The sequence below is a fragment of the Pseudomonas sp. genome (genome assembly GCF_050739775.1).
In the GTDB taxonomy this organism is placed as follows: domain Bacteria; phylum Pseudomonadota; class Gammaproteobacteria; order Pseudomonadales; family Pseudomonadaceae; genus Aquipseudomonas.
The window spans coordinates 21,604-37,759 of the sequence record NZ_JBOICA010000016.1 but is presented as its reverse complement, the minus strand read 5'-3'; the positions used below and the strand labels follow the sequence as shown (position 1 = coordinate 37,759).

Sequence of the window (16,156 nt, the reverse complement as noted above, 5' to 3'; positions counted from 1 at the left end):
GCAAGCCCGCTCACACAGGCACTGCATACACTGTGGGAGCGGGCTTGCCCCGCGATCAGTGATCACCTTTACGTTAACGTAAACCTGAGCCGTGCTACTGTCAATCTCGCCATGACCTTTACGTTAACGTAAATATGCGCCACAGTTAGACCCGTTTGAATCAGCTCCCAGAACAACCACAACAAGGGATCGCCATGAATCAACCGAGCTATACCCAGGGGCGCCAGGACAAGCCCTTGCTGGCCATGACCATTGGCCAGGCGTTCGACAAAACGGTGTCACGCTTCGCCGAGCGCGAAGCCCTGGTGGTGCGCCACCAGCAGCTGCGCTACAGCTGGCAACAACTGGCTGACAGCGTGGACCGCCACGCCCGGGCGCTGATGGCCCTGGGCCTGAAGAGCGGTGATCGTTTGGGCATCTGGGCACCCAACTGCGCACAGTGGTGCATTGCCCAGTTCGCCAGCGCCAAGATCGGCGTGATCCTGGTCAACATCAACCCGGCCTATCGCACCAGCGAGCTTGAGTATGTGCTCAAACAGTCAGGTTGCCAGTGGCTGATCTGCGCCGGGGCGTTCAAAACCTCTGATTACCACGGCATGCTCGCTGAACTGCTGCCTGCATTGGGCGACCAGCAACCTGGGCAATTGAACAGTGAACGGCTGCCGGACCTGCGCGGGTTGATCAGTCTGGATGCCACGCCACCCGCGGGCTTCCTGCCCTGGGCACAGTTGACGACGCTGGTAGAGCAGACCACACCGGCTGACTACCAGGCCCGCCAGCAGAGCCTGCAGTTCGACCAGCCGGTGAACATCCAGTACACCTCCGGCACCACCGGCTTCCCCAAGGGCGCGACCCTCAGTCATTACAACATCCTCAACAACGGCTACATGGTCGGCGAAAGCCTGGGCCTGAGCGAGCAGGACCGCATGGTGATCCCGGTGCCGTTGTACCACTGCTTCGGCATGGTCATGGGGAACCTGGGCTGCGTGACCCATGGCAGCACCATGATCTACCCCAATGATGCCTTCGACCCCTTGCTCACCCTGGGCACGGTCGCTGAAGAACAGGCCACCGCACTCTATGGCGTGCCGACCATGTTCATCGCCATGCTCGACCATCCCCAACGTGGCGACTTTGACCTTTCGAGCTTGCGCACCGGGATCATGGCCGGCGCCACCTGCCCGATCGAGGTGATGCGCCGGGCAATCGACCAGATGCACATGAGCGAGGTGCAGATTGCCTATGGCATGACCGAAACCAGCCCGGTGTCCCTGCAAACCGGGCCTGAAGACGATCTGGAACTGCGTGTCACCACGGTGGGGCGCACTCAGCCGCAGTTGGAGAGCAAGATCGTCGACGAGCAGGGCTGTATCGTCCCACGCGGGCAGATGGGCGAACTGTGTACCCGCGGCTACAGTGTGATGCTCGGCTATTGGGGCAACCCTGAGGCCACCCACGAGTCCGTCGACCCGGCCGGCTGGATGCACACCGGTGATCTGGCGACCATGGATGAGGCGGGTTACGTGTGCATCGCCGGGCGCAACAAAGACATGATCATTCGTGGCGGTGAGAACATCTATCCGCGCGAGCTGGAGGAGTTCTTCTTCACTCACCCGGCAGTGGCCGATGTGCAGGTGATCGGTATTCCTGATGAGCGCTATGGCGAGGAGATTGTCGCCTGGATCAAGTTCCATCCCGGCCACAGCGCCAGCGAGGCCGAACTGCAGCAGTGGTGCAAGAGCCGTATTGCCCACTTCAAGACCCCGCGCCACTTCCGCTTTGTCGATGAGTTTCCGATGACGGTGACTGGCAAGGTGCAGAAGTTCAGGATGCGTGAGATCAGTATCGAAGAGCTGGCTTCATCGCGGGTCAAGCCCACAGTGTGAGCGGGTTTGCCCCGCGATGCTGGCTATGCTTTCGCTTTCATCGGCGGCTCTTCTAACAAGAGGCCGCTGGCTCGCCGATAAGGACACGTGCATCGACCGCCACTGGACGAGCGCCGTGCCCAGCATAGTCTCCTGCAAGGATGACAGCGGCGTCCTGCGATCCTTCGACTATGCTGCTGCCATGGTGCTGCGCAGTGCCTCCAGTGTCGACCTCTCGGACAGTGCCCGCCAGGCCCGTCAGCGAGTCGCCAGGCGTTATCTGCACCAGGCCCGGCATGCCTTTGTCGAGGCCTATGGGTTGGCCACTGCGGCCATGCCCCATGCCTGGGAACATGCCGACGGCGAGCGTGCGGCACTGGAACTGTTCAGCCTGGAAAAGGCGGCCTACGAAATTCTGTATGAAGCCGAAAACCGCCCAAGTTGGCTGGCCGTGCCTTTGCATGGCCTGCATGGCCTGACAAGTACCTGGGGAGAAACCTGAATGAAACAACGCAAGCGCGAGGAAGGCGGGCTGGATCAACGTGATGTCGAGGCGCTGGTCAGGGCCGAACATGCTGATCCGTTCGCTGTGCTTGGTCCACACCCTGATGGTGCCGGTGGCCAGTTTGTCCGCGCCTATTTGCCCAATGCCCTGAGTGTGCAAGCCCTGGCCCGTGACGACGGGCGGCTGCTGGGGGAGTTGGAGCAGCAGTCAGTGCCGGGCCTGTTCATTGTCCATCTGGTCGAGCAGCAACCTTACGTGCTGCGGATCCAGTGGGCCAGTGGTGAGCAGATCACTGAAGACCCTTACAGCTTCGGGCCGTTGCTGGGTGACATGGACCTGTACCTGTTTGCCGAGGGCAATCACCGTGATCTTTCCGCCAGCATGGGCGCGCAGCCGGTGCAGGTCGAGAGCATCGACGGCGTGCGTTTTTCGGTGTGGGCGCCCAACGCTCGGCGGGTGTCGGTGGTCGGTGATTTCAACAACTGGGACGGACGTCGTCATCCCATGCGCCTGCGTCATGCATCAGGTGTCTGGGAGCTGTTTGTACCGCGCCTGCGGGCCGGTGAAGCTTACAAGTACGAAGTGCTTGGTCGCGAAGGCATCCTGCCGCTCAAAGCCGATCCCCTGGCGCGGGCCACCGAGCTGCCACCGAGTACCGCGTCAAAGGTGGCCGGCCCGCTGGCGCATGACTGGCAGGATCAGCACTGGATGCAGTTGCGTGGGGAGCGTCAGGCCACTACGGCACCGTTGTCGATCTACGAACTGCATGCCGGGTCCTGGCAATGCGAGCTGGACGACACCGGGGAAGTCGCGCGCTTTTATAACTGGCGCGAACTGGCCGAACGCCTGGTGCCTTACATCCAGCAGTTGGGCTTCACCCATATCGAGCTGATGCCGATCATGGAGCACCCCTTCGGAGGTTCCTGGGGCTATCAACCGCTGTCGCTTTTCGCACCTACGGCGCGCTATGGCTCGGCTGAAGACTTCGCCGCCTTCGTCGATGCCTGCCACCAGGCACACATCGGCGTAATCCTTGACTGGGTACCCGCGCATTTTCCCACCGACAGCCATGGCCTGGCGCGTTTCGACGGCACGGCGTTATATGAGTACGAGAACCCGCTTGAGGGCTTTCATCAGGACTGGGACACGCTGATCTACAACCTCGGGCGTACTGAAGTGCATGGCTTCATGCTGGCTTCGGCGTTGCACTGGCTCAAACACTTTCATATCGACGGCCTACGGGTCGATGCTGTGGCCTCGATGCTATACCGTGACTACTCGCGCAAGGCGGGCGAATGGGTGCCGAACCGTCATGGGGGGCGGGAGAACCTGGAAGCCATCGACTTTCTGCGCCACCTCAACGACGTTGTCGCCCTCGAAGCTCCGGGCGCGCTGATGATCGCTGAAGAGTCCACGGCCTGGCCTGGCGTCAGCCAGCCAACCCAACAGGGCGGACTTGGTTTTGCCTATAAGTGGAACATGGGCTGGATGCACGACACCCTGCACTACATCCAGAATGACCCGATCCATCGCACCTACCACCACAACGAAATGAGCTTCGGCTTGATCTATGCGTACTCCGAGCATTTCATCCTGCCGATTTCCCATGATGAAGTGGTGCATGGCAAGCATTCGCTGATCGACAAAATGCCGGGGGATCGTTGGCAGAAGTTTGCCAACCTGCGTGCTTACCTGACCTTCATGTGGGCCCATCCGGGCAAGAAGTTGCTATTCATGGGCTGCGAGTTCGGCCAGTGGCGTGAGTGGAACCACGACAGTGAACTGGACTGGTACTTGCTCAAGTATCCAGAGCACCTGGGGATTCAGCGGCTGGTGGGTGATCTCAACCGGCTCTATCGCGATGAGCGCGCCTTGCACGAACAGGACTGTCTGCCCCAAGGCTTCCAGTGGTTGATCGGTGATGACGCGCACAACAGTGTGTATGCCTGGTTGCGCTGGAGTGCCAGTGGCGAACCGTTGCTGGTAGTGGCCAACTTCACCCCGGTGCCGCGGGAGGGGTATCGCATTGGTGTGCCGTTTGGTGAGCGCTGGGTCGAGGTGCTCAACAGCGATGCCGAGGGGTATGCCGGGTCCAACTATGGCAACCTCGGGGAGGTGCTGAGCGAGGCGTTGGCCAGTCATGGGCAGCCGTTGTCGTTGGGATTGAATCTGCCGCCGTTGGGGGTGTTGATTTTGCGGCCGCGGTGAGCGGCCTGTATTGCTCTGTCGCTGTGGGAGATTCTATGGTTCATGGGAAACCCTCAAGCGGCTGGCGATTGACCAGTGGGAGCAGGGCTCAGCGAATCCCCGCGTTTCGCAGCGCAGCAGGGGAGAGGTCAAGTTCTGAGCAGCGAGTGGTTCTGGCGGCGTAATGGCACAAAGATCCTGCACTATCGCCGCCTTGAACGATTCCACTCTTACTATTGGCTACCGTGCATTTACCACCTGACCCTGACCCCCAGATTGCCAATCATCCCGTTCAGGTCATTGTCATCCATATCGTTGCTGTAGTCGGCGCTGACGAACAATGCCACCTTGGGGGTAACCCGTGCTACTAACCCCAAGCCGACTTCAACCGTGGTGGAGTTGCGTGCGCTGCTGATCTTGTCGACTTGGTCCAGGCTGACGGTATCTTCATTGGAAAAGTCGTACCAGACGTTGGTACGCAGAAAGGGCTCGACGGGCATGCCATGCACGGTGTAGCGCGCAGACAATTTGGCGCCGACCCGTCCGGTCCAGTTTGGCTGTTGGTCGAAGGCTTGCTGAGTGTCGGTCTGGGTCTGGCTGCCTGGGAAGTACTGTTGGTTGATCAATTGCGCTTGCGGTTCAATCGTCCAGTTGGCACCCAGGGTGATGGGGAAGCCGCCTTCGACCGACAAGGTCAGCGCATGGCCGCCGCCATCCAGACGTTGGCCGTTTCCGCTGCGGCCGTTGACGTCGAAACGGGTGCCCATGGCCACCGCATCCACGTGCCAGCCCTGCTCGTGGCTCATGCTCCAGTACATACCCAGGCTTTCACCTTCCAGGCTGACGTTGGATTTTTTATCGCCAACCTGGGGTTTGTGCATGCCATTGAAGCCACTTTGCAGATTGCTGTGCCCCACAAAGAAACCGGCACGGTGAGTATTGCCGCCGCTGGTTTCACGGATGAACAGGTCCGGGCTGATCTGCAGGCTCTGGTTGCTCCGTTCCAGACGCGAGGGCGCCGGTGCACCGTTTTTTATCGGTACCGGAAAGAACGGCGCCCACTGGCTGGCGATGGTGTCAGTGGCTGTCGGCGCATTGCGCTCAGCCAGGCGCTCAGAGAACGCGCTCAGGGTGTTCAGGCCCAGGCCACTGGCACTGACCGGCGTAAGCGACAACGTCGGCAGGGTCTGCACCTGCGCTTGCACAAAGGTGTTGAACGGGTCGTTATCCTCCAGGCCCAACGCATGGGTTTCCAACGGGGTTGCCAGTAGCAGCGACGTGGAAACCGCGTAGAAAATATACTCAAAGCCTGTAAGGTTCAGAGTTTTTTTCATGGCGGATCTCCTCTGTTGTAACAGCCAAAGGTTCCTGGCCTGATGTCACGGGCTGTAAGGCAAAACCAGAGGGCGACCCAAACCAGCAAAACCGGTCTCTACCGCGCGCCGAAAGGCGCGAGCTAGAGGCTCGGAATGGAGTCATACAATGGTGCATACATGAAGCTAAGGAGAGGAGCGGGCGGGCGTCAAGAAAGCGTGAGATAACTGTTGTCACGCTATTTGATTGGGCAATCTACTGAAATTAAACAATTATTTGCATTGCATAGTCGTGATGGCTCTTTCCGCCATCACGGCTATGCCGAATCATTGCTAAAGCTGGACTTCAACAGCCAGTGGCAAATGATCGGATAGATGACTCCAGGGCTTGTTGCCTAGTATCCGCGGCGCATGGCTGTTGGCGTTGCGCAGGTAGATACGGTCCAGGCGTAACAAGGGCAAGCGTGCAGGATAAGTCCGGGCCAGTAGGCCGTGATGGCGCTCGAACGCTTCATGCAGGCCCCGGTGCAAGCCCAAGGTGCGGTTGCCGTGCAGTTTCCAGTCATTGAAGTCGCCGGCGATGATCACTGGTGCGTCGGCGGGCAGCGAGTCGAGCAACCGGCGCAGCAACAGCAGTTGCTTTTGCCGATGGCTTTCCAACAATGACAGGTGTACGCAGACGGCGTGCACGTGATGCTGGCCGGGCACATCCAGTACGCAATGGAGCAGACCGCGCCGTTCAGGGCCGGTGATCGAGACGTCCAGGTTGCGGTGTTCGATGATCGGGTACTTGGACAACAGTGCATTGCCATGGTGGCCATCGGGATACACGGCATTGCGGCCATAGGCGAAGTCGGTCCACATATTGTCGGCGAGGAACTCGTACTGCGAGCTTTGCGGCCAACCGGCGTGGCGGGCGGCATGGCGGTCGTGGCTGCCAAGCACTTCCTGGAGAAAGACGATGTCGGCCTGGGTGCTACGCACCGCCTCGCGCAATTCGGGCAGGATAAAGCGGCGGTTGAAAGCGGTGAAGCCCTTGTGGGTGTTGACGGTCAGTACCTTTAGTCGCCGCACTGCCGGCGCCTCTTGGCTGGCGGCAAGGAGAGTGGGGTCCGGTTCGAGTTTCACGGTTGCTCCTGGTCAACTAGGCCTATTCCATGGGACTGGCCCTGGGGCCGTCAGTTCCCGCTGTTCAACTGTCGTCTGCGAGTTGCAACTCCAACAGCACCAGCGAGCGCCCCGACACCTCGAGCGGGCTTTCGAACTCATGCCGTTCGCCCTTGCGCAACTGGGGGCGATCGGTATCGATCAGGCAGTTCCAGTTTTCGCCTTCAGGTACCTGTGGCAGGGTGAAGGTTACGTCGTCGTGATGCGCATTGACGATCAGTAACAAGGTGGCATCTGCGCCCGGGCGCTGGATGCCGCTGGTCTGGGCGCGACCATCCATCAGCATGCCCAGGCAGCGGCCCTGACGGTCTTGCCATTGCTCGACAGTCATCTCGCTGGCGTCTGGCGCCAGCCAGGTGACGTCCTTGACCCTGATGGCCTCATTGTAGTCACCGACCAGAAAGCGTGAGCGGCGCAGCACCGGGTAGGCCAGGCGCAGTTTGGTCAGGCGCTTGACGAACTTGAGCAAGGCCGCCCCCTCATCATCAAGCTGCCAATTGACCCAGCCGATCTCACTGTCTTGGCAGTAGGCATTGTTGTTGCCGTGCTGGGTACGGCTGAACTCGTCACCGGCAACGATCATCGGCGTACCCTGAGCCAGCAGCAGGGTGGCGAAGAAGTTGCGCATCTGGCGCAGGCGCAGGGCCTTGATCTCGGGATCATCGGTGGCACCTTCAACACCGTGGTTCCAGGAAATATTGTTGTTGCTGCCGTCCTCGTTGTTTTCGTCGTTGTCTTCGTTGTGCTTATCGTTGTACGAGACCAGGTCGCGCAGGGTGAAACCGTCGTGGGCGATGATGAAGTTCACCGAGGCGTAGGGTCGACGGCCGCGGCGGTTGAACAGCTCGCCCGAGGCGGTCATGCGCGCAGCGAAGTCGGCCAGCTGGCCTTCGTCGCCTTTCCAGAAAGCCCGCACGGTGTCGCGAAAGCGGTCATTCCACTCGGCCCAGCCGGGGGCGAAATTGCCCACCTGATAGCCCCCAGGGCCGCAGTCCCAGGGCTCGGCAATCAGTTTTACCTGGCTGAGCAACGGGTCCTGGCGACAGGCTACGAGGAAGCTGTGACGCTCGTCGAAGCCTTCGTGGTAACGGCCAAGGATGGTCGCCAGGTCGAAGCGAAAGCCGTCGACATGCATCTCGCCGGCCCAGTAACGCAGCGAGTCAGTGACCAGTTGCAGCACACAGGGATGGCTCAGGTCCAGGGTGTTGCCAGTGCCCGAATCATTGATGTAGAGACGCTTGTCATCAGGCCTCAGTCGATAGTAGGAGGCGTTGTCGATACCACGCATGGACAGGGTCGGGCCCAGCTCGTTGCCCTCGGCGGTGTGGTTATAGACGACATCGAGGATCACCTCCAGGCCAGCATCGTGCAGGTGCGCGACCATCTCCTTGAACTCGGTGATCTTGCCGTTGGCCAAGTAGCGTGGATGAGGCGCGAAGAAGGCGATGCTGTTGTAGCCCCAGTAGTTGTTCAGGCCCTTTTGCAACAGATGCTGATCGTTGAGGAAGGCATGAATCGGCAGCAGTTCGATGGATGACACACCCAGTTGTTTGATGTGGTTGAGCAGTTCGTCGCACATAAGCCCGGCAAAGGTGCCGCGGTTACTCTCCGGCACCGCCGGATGGGTCATGCTGATACCGCGTACATGGGCTTCATAGAGGATGGTGCGGTCCCAGGGCACACCGACACGCTGGTCGCGGCCCCAGGTGTAAGCCGGGTCGATGACCTTGCATTTGGGTACGAACGGGGCGCTGTCGCGTTCATCGAAGCTGAGGTCGCCATCGGGGTGGCCAATGGTGTAGCCGAACAGGGCTTCAGACCACTTCAGGCTGCCCAGCATTTGTTTGGCGTAAGGATCGATCAGCAGTTTGTTGGGGTTGAAACGGTGGCCGTTCTGCGGCTCATAAGGACCATGCACCCGGTAGCCGTAGATCTGTCCGGGATGGGCGTCGGGCAGGTAGCCGTGGAAGATTTCGTCGGTGTATTCCGGTAGTTCGATGCGTTCGAGTTCAACCTCGCCGCTGGTGTCGAACAGGCAGAGCTCGACCTTGGTGGCGTGGGCTGAGAACAGTGCGAAGTTGACCCCCAAACCGTCCCAGGTGGCACCCAGCGGAAAAGGCAGGCCTTCGCGGATGCGCGAGGGTTCGACGACGGGTTCGGCGGCGCTCTTCGGCATGTACATAGGACTCCTTGTAGAGGGTGACAGACCTGTGGGCGCTGGCAATACCAGCGCCTACAAGGGATGTAACGGATCATGCAATGGGCGGCTTTTTGCTCGCCCGCGGCTTTTTCGCCGCTGCCGGTTTGCTTTGCGGCTCTACCGGCGCCGCAGGTTTGGCTTTGGCCTTGCGCGGTGTGGCTCTGGGCGCCAGGGCTTCGGCTTCGGTGAGTTTGCGCGCCATTTCCCAGTGACGGGACTCCTGGCCCTCGGGTTTACCTTCCGATTCCCAGATCTGGTAGGCGAATTCGCGGATACGCTTTTCTTCGATACTCATCTCGACGCTCCTGAGGGCTTAGGCATGATCAATCAACAGGTTGATCGGAAACTCCTTGAGTGCAGCGCTGAGTAACAGCTCCTTAGAGGCTGTGACTACGCTGCTGGCAAAAAGTCCCGAGCAATTGGCAGGTGACAGGGCAAACGGCAACAGCAACCGGGTGTCGTCCCAGTTCTGCGCCAGGATCAAGGGAATCGAGGTATCACCAAGCAAGCCACAGGCCAGGCGAGGCACGATCACAATCGCTCGCGCGGCGTCACCGACCCGGGCGAAGGCCAACACCTGCCCGGCATGTCTGCCCTGCACCCGCAGCGGCAGGTAGTGACCCTGGGCAAATAGCTCGGGGTACTGCTGGCGGCGTTCCAGCACCTGGCTGATCAGCGCCTGCTTGATTCGGCCACTGCGCCAATCCTGGAGCAGCTGCGCCGTGGTGGTGCTAGCGTCCAGTCCCTGGCGGCGCACGGCAAAATCTACGGCGCGACGGTTGTCCGGATCGACCAGGCTCAAGTCCCAGAACTCATTGCCCTGGTACAGGTCGGGCACACCCGGGACTGTCATGCGCAGCAGGCACTGGCCCAGGCTGTTCAGGGCACCGGCGCAGGCAATGGACTGCGCTGCCTGGGCCAGGGAATGGCGCAGTTGCTGGTTTTGTGGGTCTTGCAGCAGGCCTTCGATGAATGCCAGGCACGCCTGCTCGTAGGCCTCGTTCGGCGCGCTCCAGCTGCTGCGCAGCTTGGCTTCACGCAGGGCCTTGCGTTGCCATTGTTGTAATCGTTCGGCATAGGCCTGCAGCGCCAGCGGATCACCTTCGTCCAAGTCCAATGGCCAACTGCCCAACAAGGTCTGGTACAGCAGCCATTCATCACCCGGCCCCGGTGCCATGCCGTCGGCGAGCGCACTGCGTAGCGGTGCGGCAAGTTCACGCCAGTGCTCGACCCGGCTGACCAACCAGCCGCTACGTTCACTTAACACCGCCAGGCGCGCGCGGCTGTCTTCGCCACGCTTGTGATCGTGGGTGGCGGTACACAGCAGGTTGTGCGGGAACTGTTGCAGACGCTGCACGCAGGCCTGATGAAAGGCCTCGAGCGGTGCACTGAAGCGCTCGGCGTCGAAGCCAACGTCATTGCGCGAGAGCAGCAAGGCCGAGCGGTAGAAGGCTGTGTCTTCGACCGCTTTGGCGGCTGTCGGCGCAGTCAGTTGCTGGAAGCGGATGCAGGCATGGCGCAGGTGCTTGCGTGGCCGGCCAGGGGGCAGGCTGCGCCAGGGTTGTCCGCCGAGCCAACGCTGCAGGGCGTCGAGCACCGGCCAGTCGCCTTCGCCCAGGCTTTGTTGGGCCGCGGCCAGGGCCTGCTGGAAGAACGGGGCATCGTCGGCGGTACGGCCGCAGGCATGCAGATAGGTTCGGTACACCGGGTAATGCTCAACCAGCGCCTGCAGTGCCCGACGAATTGCGCCCAGGGTCAGGTCACGGCTCATCAAGTCGTCGCGGGCCACTTGCAACAGAGCCTGAGCTACCGATTCGAAATCTCCGGCCAGGCTGGTAATGAGCACCTGTTGGCGGGCCAGGCGTACTTCTTCGGCAAAAGCCGGGCGCTCGCTCAGGAGGCTCCAGGCTTCGTTGAGGGTACTTTCGCCGCCCGGGTCATGTTGCAACAGGCTGACCTGGTTCATGAACTCATAGCCCGTGGTGCCATCTACACCCCAGTCACGGTGCAACTGCTCGTTGCTGCCGAGAATTTTCTCGACGTAGATCGGCAGGTGTTCCAGCGCCGTGTTCAGGGGACGCGCTGCCAGCAGGGCATCAACGCGCCGCCGCAGCTTGCGGCAGTAACCACGAGGATCAGCCAGGCCATCGATATGGTCGATGCGCAAGCCGTCGACCAGGCCAGCGCGGATCAGCTCGAAGATCTTCTGATGGGTGGCTTCGAACACCTCGCTGCGCTCGACCCGCAGGCCGGCCAGTTCGTTGATATCGAAAAAGCGCCGCCAATTAATGTCATCGGCAGCGGTACGCCAGCTGGCCAGGCGATAGGCCTGGTGTTCGAGCAGGTCGTGCAGGCGCTGGAATCCTGACGGTGTGCGTCCGTCGAAGGCATCGAGCAGGCTGTCGATCGAAGCCTGGCCGGCCAGCGCCATCAGTTCCTGTTGTAACAGGATCGCCTTGTCGGCCGCCTGAGTGGCGCTGCGCAAGGCGGCAAAGCGCATGCCTAGGGCTTGCACCGCAGTGTTTTCGCTCAGGCACAGGATCTGTCCGTAATCGCTCGGGCTGATGGGAAAACGCTGCTCATGGTGGCGGATGTGGAAACTGCCGTCGCACGCCTGGAAACACAGCGGGATGTCGCCGGCGAGCAATGCGGCTCCGTAATCACTGGCGAGGAAGGGCAGCAGCAACTGGCCTTCGAGCAAGGGATCGCAGGAGTGCCACTGGATGTCGAAAAAACCGCTATAACGGCTGCGGCGGCCCCAGGTCAGCAGGTCCTGCCACCAGGGGTTGTCACTGCCAACCGCCATGTGGGTGGCGACGATGTCGAGGATCAGGCCCATACCATGCAGACGCAACGCCGCCACCAGCCTGATCAGCGCTGCCTCGCCGCCCAGCTCCGGGTTGACCCGGGTCGGATCGAGCACGTCATAGCCATGCCGCGAACCAGGACGCGCACTAAGCAGTGGTGAGGCGTACAGATGGCTGACGCCCAGGCGCGCGAAGTAGGGCACCAGTGGTAGTGCGTCGTCCAGAGTGAAGCCGGCATGAAACTGCAGGCGCAGGGTGGCATTCAAGGCTTTCAACGGTCGCGCTCCCAGGCCTGCTCTCGGGCTTGGGCCAGTAGCTCCAGACGCCTTGTGGCATCGGCATCATCCAGCAGCGCGGAGGCTGGCAGGGTGAAGCGTCGGCGCCAGTTGGGATGACTGTCGATGGTGCCGGGCAGGTTAGGCTGTTCGTCGACGCCCAGCAGGTCTTCCAGAGGCACCAGCACCAGGGGCGCGCGGGTATGTCCCAGGTAACGGATGCAAGCGTCGATCACGCTCTCACTGTCGGCTTGCACGCCGTAATTGCGTTCCAGGATGTGCAGCAGGCCCAGCTGCTCCAGCTGGCGGGTGTCGCGCCAGTGCCGTTCGGTGATGGCGTCGATCAGCGAAAGGCGCTGGTTCCAATCGATGTCGCGGGCCTGTAGCCAACCGGCCAAGGTCGGCAGATCGTGGGTGCTGGGGGTGGCCAGAGCATCACCGGGCCAATCGAGGATGGCTTTGAAATGGCCGGGCCGGTGTTGCTCGAACTGCAGCACGCGCATGCCCAGAATGGCCCGCTGAGCCAGTTTTTCTCGCAGGCCTTCAGGCACGGTGCCCAGGTCTTCCCCCAGAACAATGGCCTGATGACGCACTGACTCCAGGCACAGCAGGCGCAGCAGATCGTCCAGCGGGTAGTTCAGGTAGGCGCCTTCGCAGGCATGCGCTCCCTGAGGAATCAGCCACAGGCGCTGCAAGCCCATGACATGGTCGATGCGCAGGCCGCCAGCGTGGGCGAAATTGGCCCGCAGCATTTCGATGAAGGCGCGGTAGCCATTGCGCCGCAAGCCTTCGGGCGAGAAGGCACAGATGCCCCAGTTCTGCCCCGAGCGGTTGAGTAAATCGGGTGGAGCGCCGACGTTGAGCCCAGCCAGCAGTTCATCCTGACGGCTCCAGGCCTGGCTGCCGGCACCGTCGGAACCAATCGCCAGGTCGGCGATCAGGCCAATGCCCATGCCGTTGCTGCGGGCGGCGTCCTGGGCGCGTTGCAGGCTGCGTTCGATCAGCCATTGGCAGAAGGCATGAAACTGGATCTGCTGGCGATGTTGCTCGGCAAAGACTGCCACCTCGGGGCTGTGCGGGTCGTGCCAGGCAGCCGGCCATTGCCGCCAGTCCTGGCTCAGTCCGCGGGCCCAGGCTTCGTTCAGGAGCGCTTCAAAGCGGCAGTGTTGCTCCAGGGCATTACCGGCCTGCTCACAGTAGCTGTCGAAATCGACGCGTAATGGATGATCGCCGTCGATGAAGTCTTCATAGAGGCAGTGCAGCAATTGATAGCGGGCTGCTGCAGCCTCGGGCCAGTCGATCAAGGGCAGTTGTTCGAGTTGCTGCAGTTTGTCCTGCAAGCCCAGGGTTTCGATGGCCATGCGCACGACGCGTTCGCCCAGGAGGGTCGAGGGACTGGCATACAGGCTGTTGAGAAACAAACGGCTGGACGGCGAATAGGGGCTGTAGCGGCGAGTATCGCTGGCGAACATGGCGTGCAACGGGCTGATGGCCAGGGCATCGGCACCACGCTCGGCGGCGCTGCGGGCCAGCTGTTCCAGGGCCAGGCAATCGCCGAAGCCGACATCATCATCACGTCGCAAACTATACAGTTGAGCACTGATACCCCAGCAGCGCGGTGTCGGTGTATCCAGGGCGTCATTGAGGCTGAAGCATCGCAGTGGAGCGACGGCCAGGGTGAAACGCTGTCCGCTGATCTCCACCTGGTGGTAGCCAATCGGCAGACCGGGCGGGAGCTCACTTTGGGCGTTCAGTTGCAGCTGCTGCTCTGTGCCATCTTCCTGTTGTACCCGACATGGGCTGGCAGCGGGAAAGTAGCCAGACAGGTCCAGCGCCTGCTGCACATCGACGGTAAACAGTGGCGGCAAGTGCCGGGCATCATGGGCGCTCTTGAGGGCTTGCTGGCTGGCGGCAATGCGCTGGTCGTCGTCTGCCGGATGGCCAAGCCCATCCAGTATCTGGCGCAAGGCAGCATCACTGACGCGTTGTGCCCGGCCGTTAGCATCGGTCCAGTCCACAGCGATGCCCGCCAGTTCCGCCAGTTGTTGCAGGTGTGCATCAGTCATGGGCACGCTCCGACGTATGAGAGGGTAGCAGGCTGACCAGGGTGCAGTAAGGGGCCAGTTGATCGTGGCCCACAGGTTCGGCTGTGCACACCTGCCGTTCGCCGTCGATGCAATAGCGATAGCGACTGCCCGCAATAGCTGACCTCAAGAGCATCCTTGCCACCTCGTGCTCAGCGACCCACAACCTGAGTCCGCTCGACCAGTTCTTCATACAACCGGGCATAGGGTTCCACCGCCTGGCACCAGTTGAACGGCTGGGTCATGGCCAGGCAGCGCATGGCGCCCAGCAGGTGCTTTTTGCGGTACACATAGAAGGCCCGGGCGAGCGCCTCGCGGTAGCTGTCGAGCGTGGACTCGTCGAACAGAAAACCGGTGACCCCATTCTCAATGGTATCGGCCAGCCCGCCAGTGTTGCGCGCTACCGGCAGGGAACCGAAACGTTGCGCATACATCTGGCTCAGGCCACAGGGCTCGTAGCGCGACGGCATCAGCAGGAAATCGCTGCCGGCGAACATGCGCCGGGCATCGGTTTCGTTGAAGCCGATGCGCACGCCGACCTGGCCGGGATGGCGCAGGGCCAGGTCGCGCATGGCCTGTTCTTCTTCCGGTTCGCCGCGGCCGATGATAGCGATCTGGCCACCTTGACTGACAATATAGTCGGCCACGCCCAGGGTCAGGTCCAGGCCTTTCTGGTAGACCAGCCGGGAGACCACGGCAAACAGCGGTCCACTGGAGGGTTCGAGCTCGAACAGTTCGCGCACCTGACGGCTGTTGAGCGCCTTGCCGTCCCAGTCATTGAGGCTGAAGGGGTGGGCCAGGTGCGGGTCGCTGGCCGAGTCCCAGCTTTCGTCGATGCCGTTGGGAATGCCACTGAGCAGGCCTTGTTGGGCTTTGCTGCCGAGAAAACCATCGAGACCGCAGCCAAAGGCCGGGGTGGTGATTTCCCGGGCGTAGGTGGCGCTGACCGTGGTGATATGGCTGGAATAGGCGAGGCCGGCCTTGAGGAACGAAAGCTTGCCGTAGAACTCCATGCCGTCCTGTTGCAGGGCATGGGCGGGAATCGCCAGTTCCGGACAGCAGGCACGGCTGACCACGCCTTGGTAGGCCAGGTTGTGAATGGTGAACAGGGTTGGGGTTTGCAGGCCGCGCCAGTGCATGTAGGCGGGTGCCAGGCCCGCCGGCCAGTCATGGGCGTGGACCAGGTCGGGTTTCCAGTGGACCATGCCTTCGCCTGCGGCGATTTCCGCTGCTGCCAGACCCAGGCGGGCGAAGCGAATGTGATTGTCCGGCCAGTCACGACCGTTGTTGGCACCATAGGGTGTGCCTTCGCGTTGATACAACTCCGGGCAGATCAGCACATAGATGACCAGGCCGTCGGCCAGGTCCATGCGCCCGATCTTGCAGGGCGGCAGTGCCGCATGACCACCCAGTTCGCCGACCAGGTGAATGGGGTTTTCGCTCTCCAGTACCTGCGGGTAACCGGGAATCAATACCCGTACGTCATGCAGATGGCGCATTGCCCGCGGCAGGGCGGCGGAAACGTCGCCCAGGCCGCCGGTCTTGACCAGGTCGGCGATTTCCGAAGTGACGAACAAGACTTTGCGCTTGTTCGGGTTGTGCCGGGAACCGGCGCCGGGTGCCTTGGCTGTCGTGCTGAAGTCCGTGGTCACTGACGCACGGTTGTCCGGGGTGAAATGCTCTACATGCGGTTCGACAGCGGCACTGATCATACTTCTCTCCGTCCCTATGTTGCGGGTGTGGTCACCCGTTG

Annotated in this window: 9 protein-coding genes and 1 pseudogene; 3 read left to right on the top strand and 7 right to left on the bottom strand. The window is 61.5% G+C overall.

The window, feature by feature from the left end:
* Positions 1–194: 194 nt before the first annotated feature.
* The 3 genes and pseudogenes from ACRESH_RS10480 to glgB all read left to right on the top strand — a co-directional run bounded on the left by ACRESH_RS10480 (position 195) and on the right by glgB (position 4,578).
* Entirely contained in the window at positions 195–1,886 is a 1,692-nt protein-coding gene (locus ACRESH_RS10480) for an AMP-binding protein (protein WP_431741921.1), read from the top strand.
* 99 nt (positions 1,887–1,985) lie between these two features.
* Positions 1,986–2,367 (top strand): annotated as a pseudogene (locus tag ACRESH_RS10475) (alpha-amylase); the annotation flags it as partial.
* Entirely contained in the window at positions 2,368–4,578 is a 2,211-nt protein-coding gene (glgB, locus tag ACRESH_RS10470; protein ID WP_431741920.1) for a 1,4-alpha-glucan branching protein GlgB, read from the top strand.
* 230 nt (positions 4,579–4,808) lie between these two features.
* On the opposite strand, the gene ACRESH_RS10465 is transcribed toward glgB, so the two are convergent.
* The 7 genes from ACRESH_RS10465 to glgA all read right to left on the bottom strand — a co-directional run bounded on the left by ACRESH_RS10465 (position 4,809) and on the right by glgA (position 16,115).
* Complete coding sequence (locus ACRESH_RS10465) at positions 4,809–5,891, bottom strand: autotransporter domain-containing protein (protein ID WP_431741919.1); 1,083 nt, start codon at positions 5,889–5,891, stop codon at positions 4,809–4,811.
* A 312-nt stretch (positions 5,892–6,203) separates the two neighbouring features.
* Positions 6,204–6,998, bottom strand: a complete 795-nt coding sequence (locus ACRESH_RS10460; protein ID WP_431741918.1) for an endonuclease/exonuclease/phosphatase family protein — start codon at positions 6,996–6,998, stop codon at positions 6,204–6,206.
* A 64-nt stretch (positions 6,999–7,062) separates the two neighbouring features.
* On the bottom strand, positions 7,063–9,213 hold the full coding sequence (gene glgX / locus ACRESH_RS10455) for a glycogen debranching protein GlgX (RefSeq protein ID WP_431741917.1): 2,151 nt from the start codon (positions 9,211–9,213) through the stop codon (positions 7,063–7,065).
* Positions 9,214–9,289: 76 nt separating this feature from the next.
* Positions 9,290–9,532 (bottom strand): DUF2934 domain-containing protein, encoded by a 243-nt coding sequence (locus ACRESH_RS10450; RefSeq protein WP_431741916.1) that lies wholly within the window; start codon positions 9,530–9,532, stop codon positions 9,290–9,292.
* Positions 9,533–9,550: 18 nt separating this feature from the next.
* A complete protein-coding gene (locus ACRESH_RS10445; protein ID WP_431741915.1) occupies positions 9,551–12,319 on the bottom strand; it encodes a malto-oligosyltrehalose synthase in 2,769 nt (922 codons plus the stop codon).
* Entirely contained in the window at positions 12,316–14,385 is a 2,070-nt protein-coding gene (malQ, locus tag ACRESH_RS10440; RefSeq protein ID WP_431741914.1) for a 4-alpha-glucanotransferase, read from the bottom strand. The genes ACRESH_RS10445 and malQ overlap by 4 nt, the downstream gene beginning before the upstream one ends.
* A 170-nt stretch (positions 14,386–14,555) precedes the next feature.
* Entirely contained in the window at positions 14,556–16,115 is a 1,560-nt protein-coding gene (gene glgA, locus ACRESH_RS10435) for a glycogen synthase GlgA (protein ID WP_431741913.1), read from the bottom strand.
* Positions 16,116–16,156: the final 41 nt, after the last annotated feature.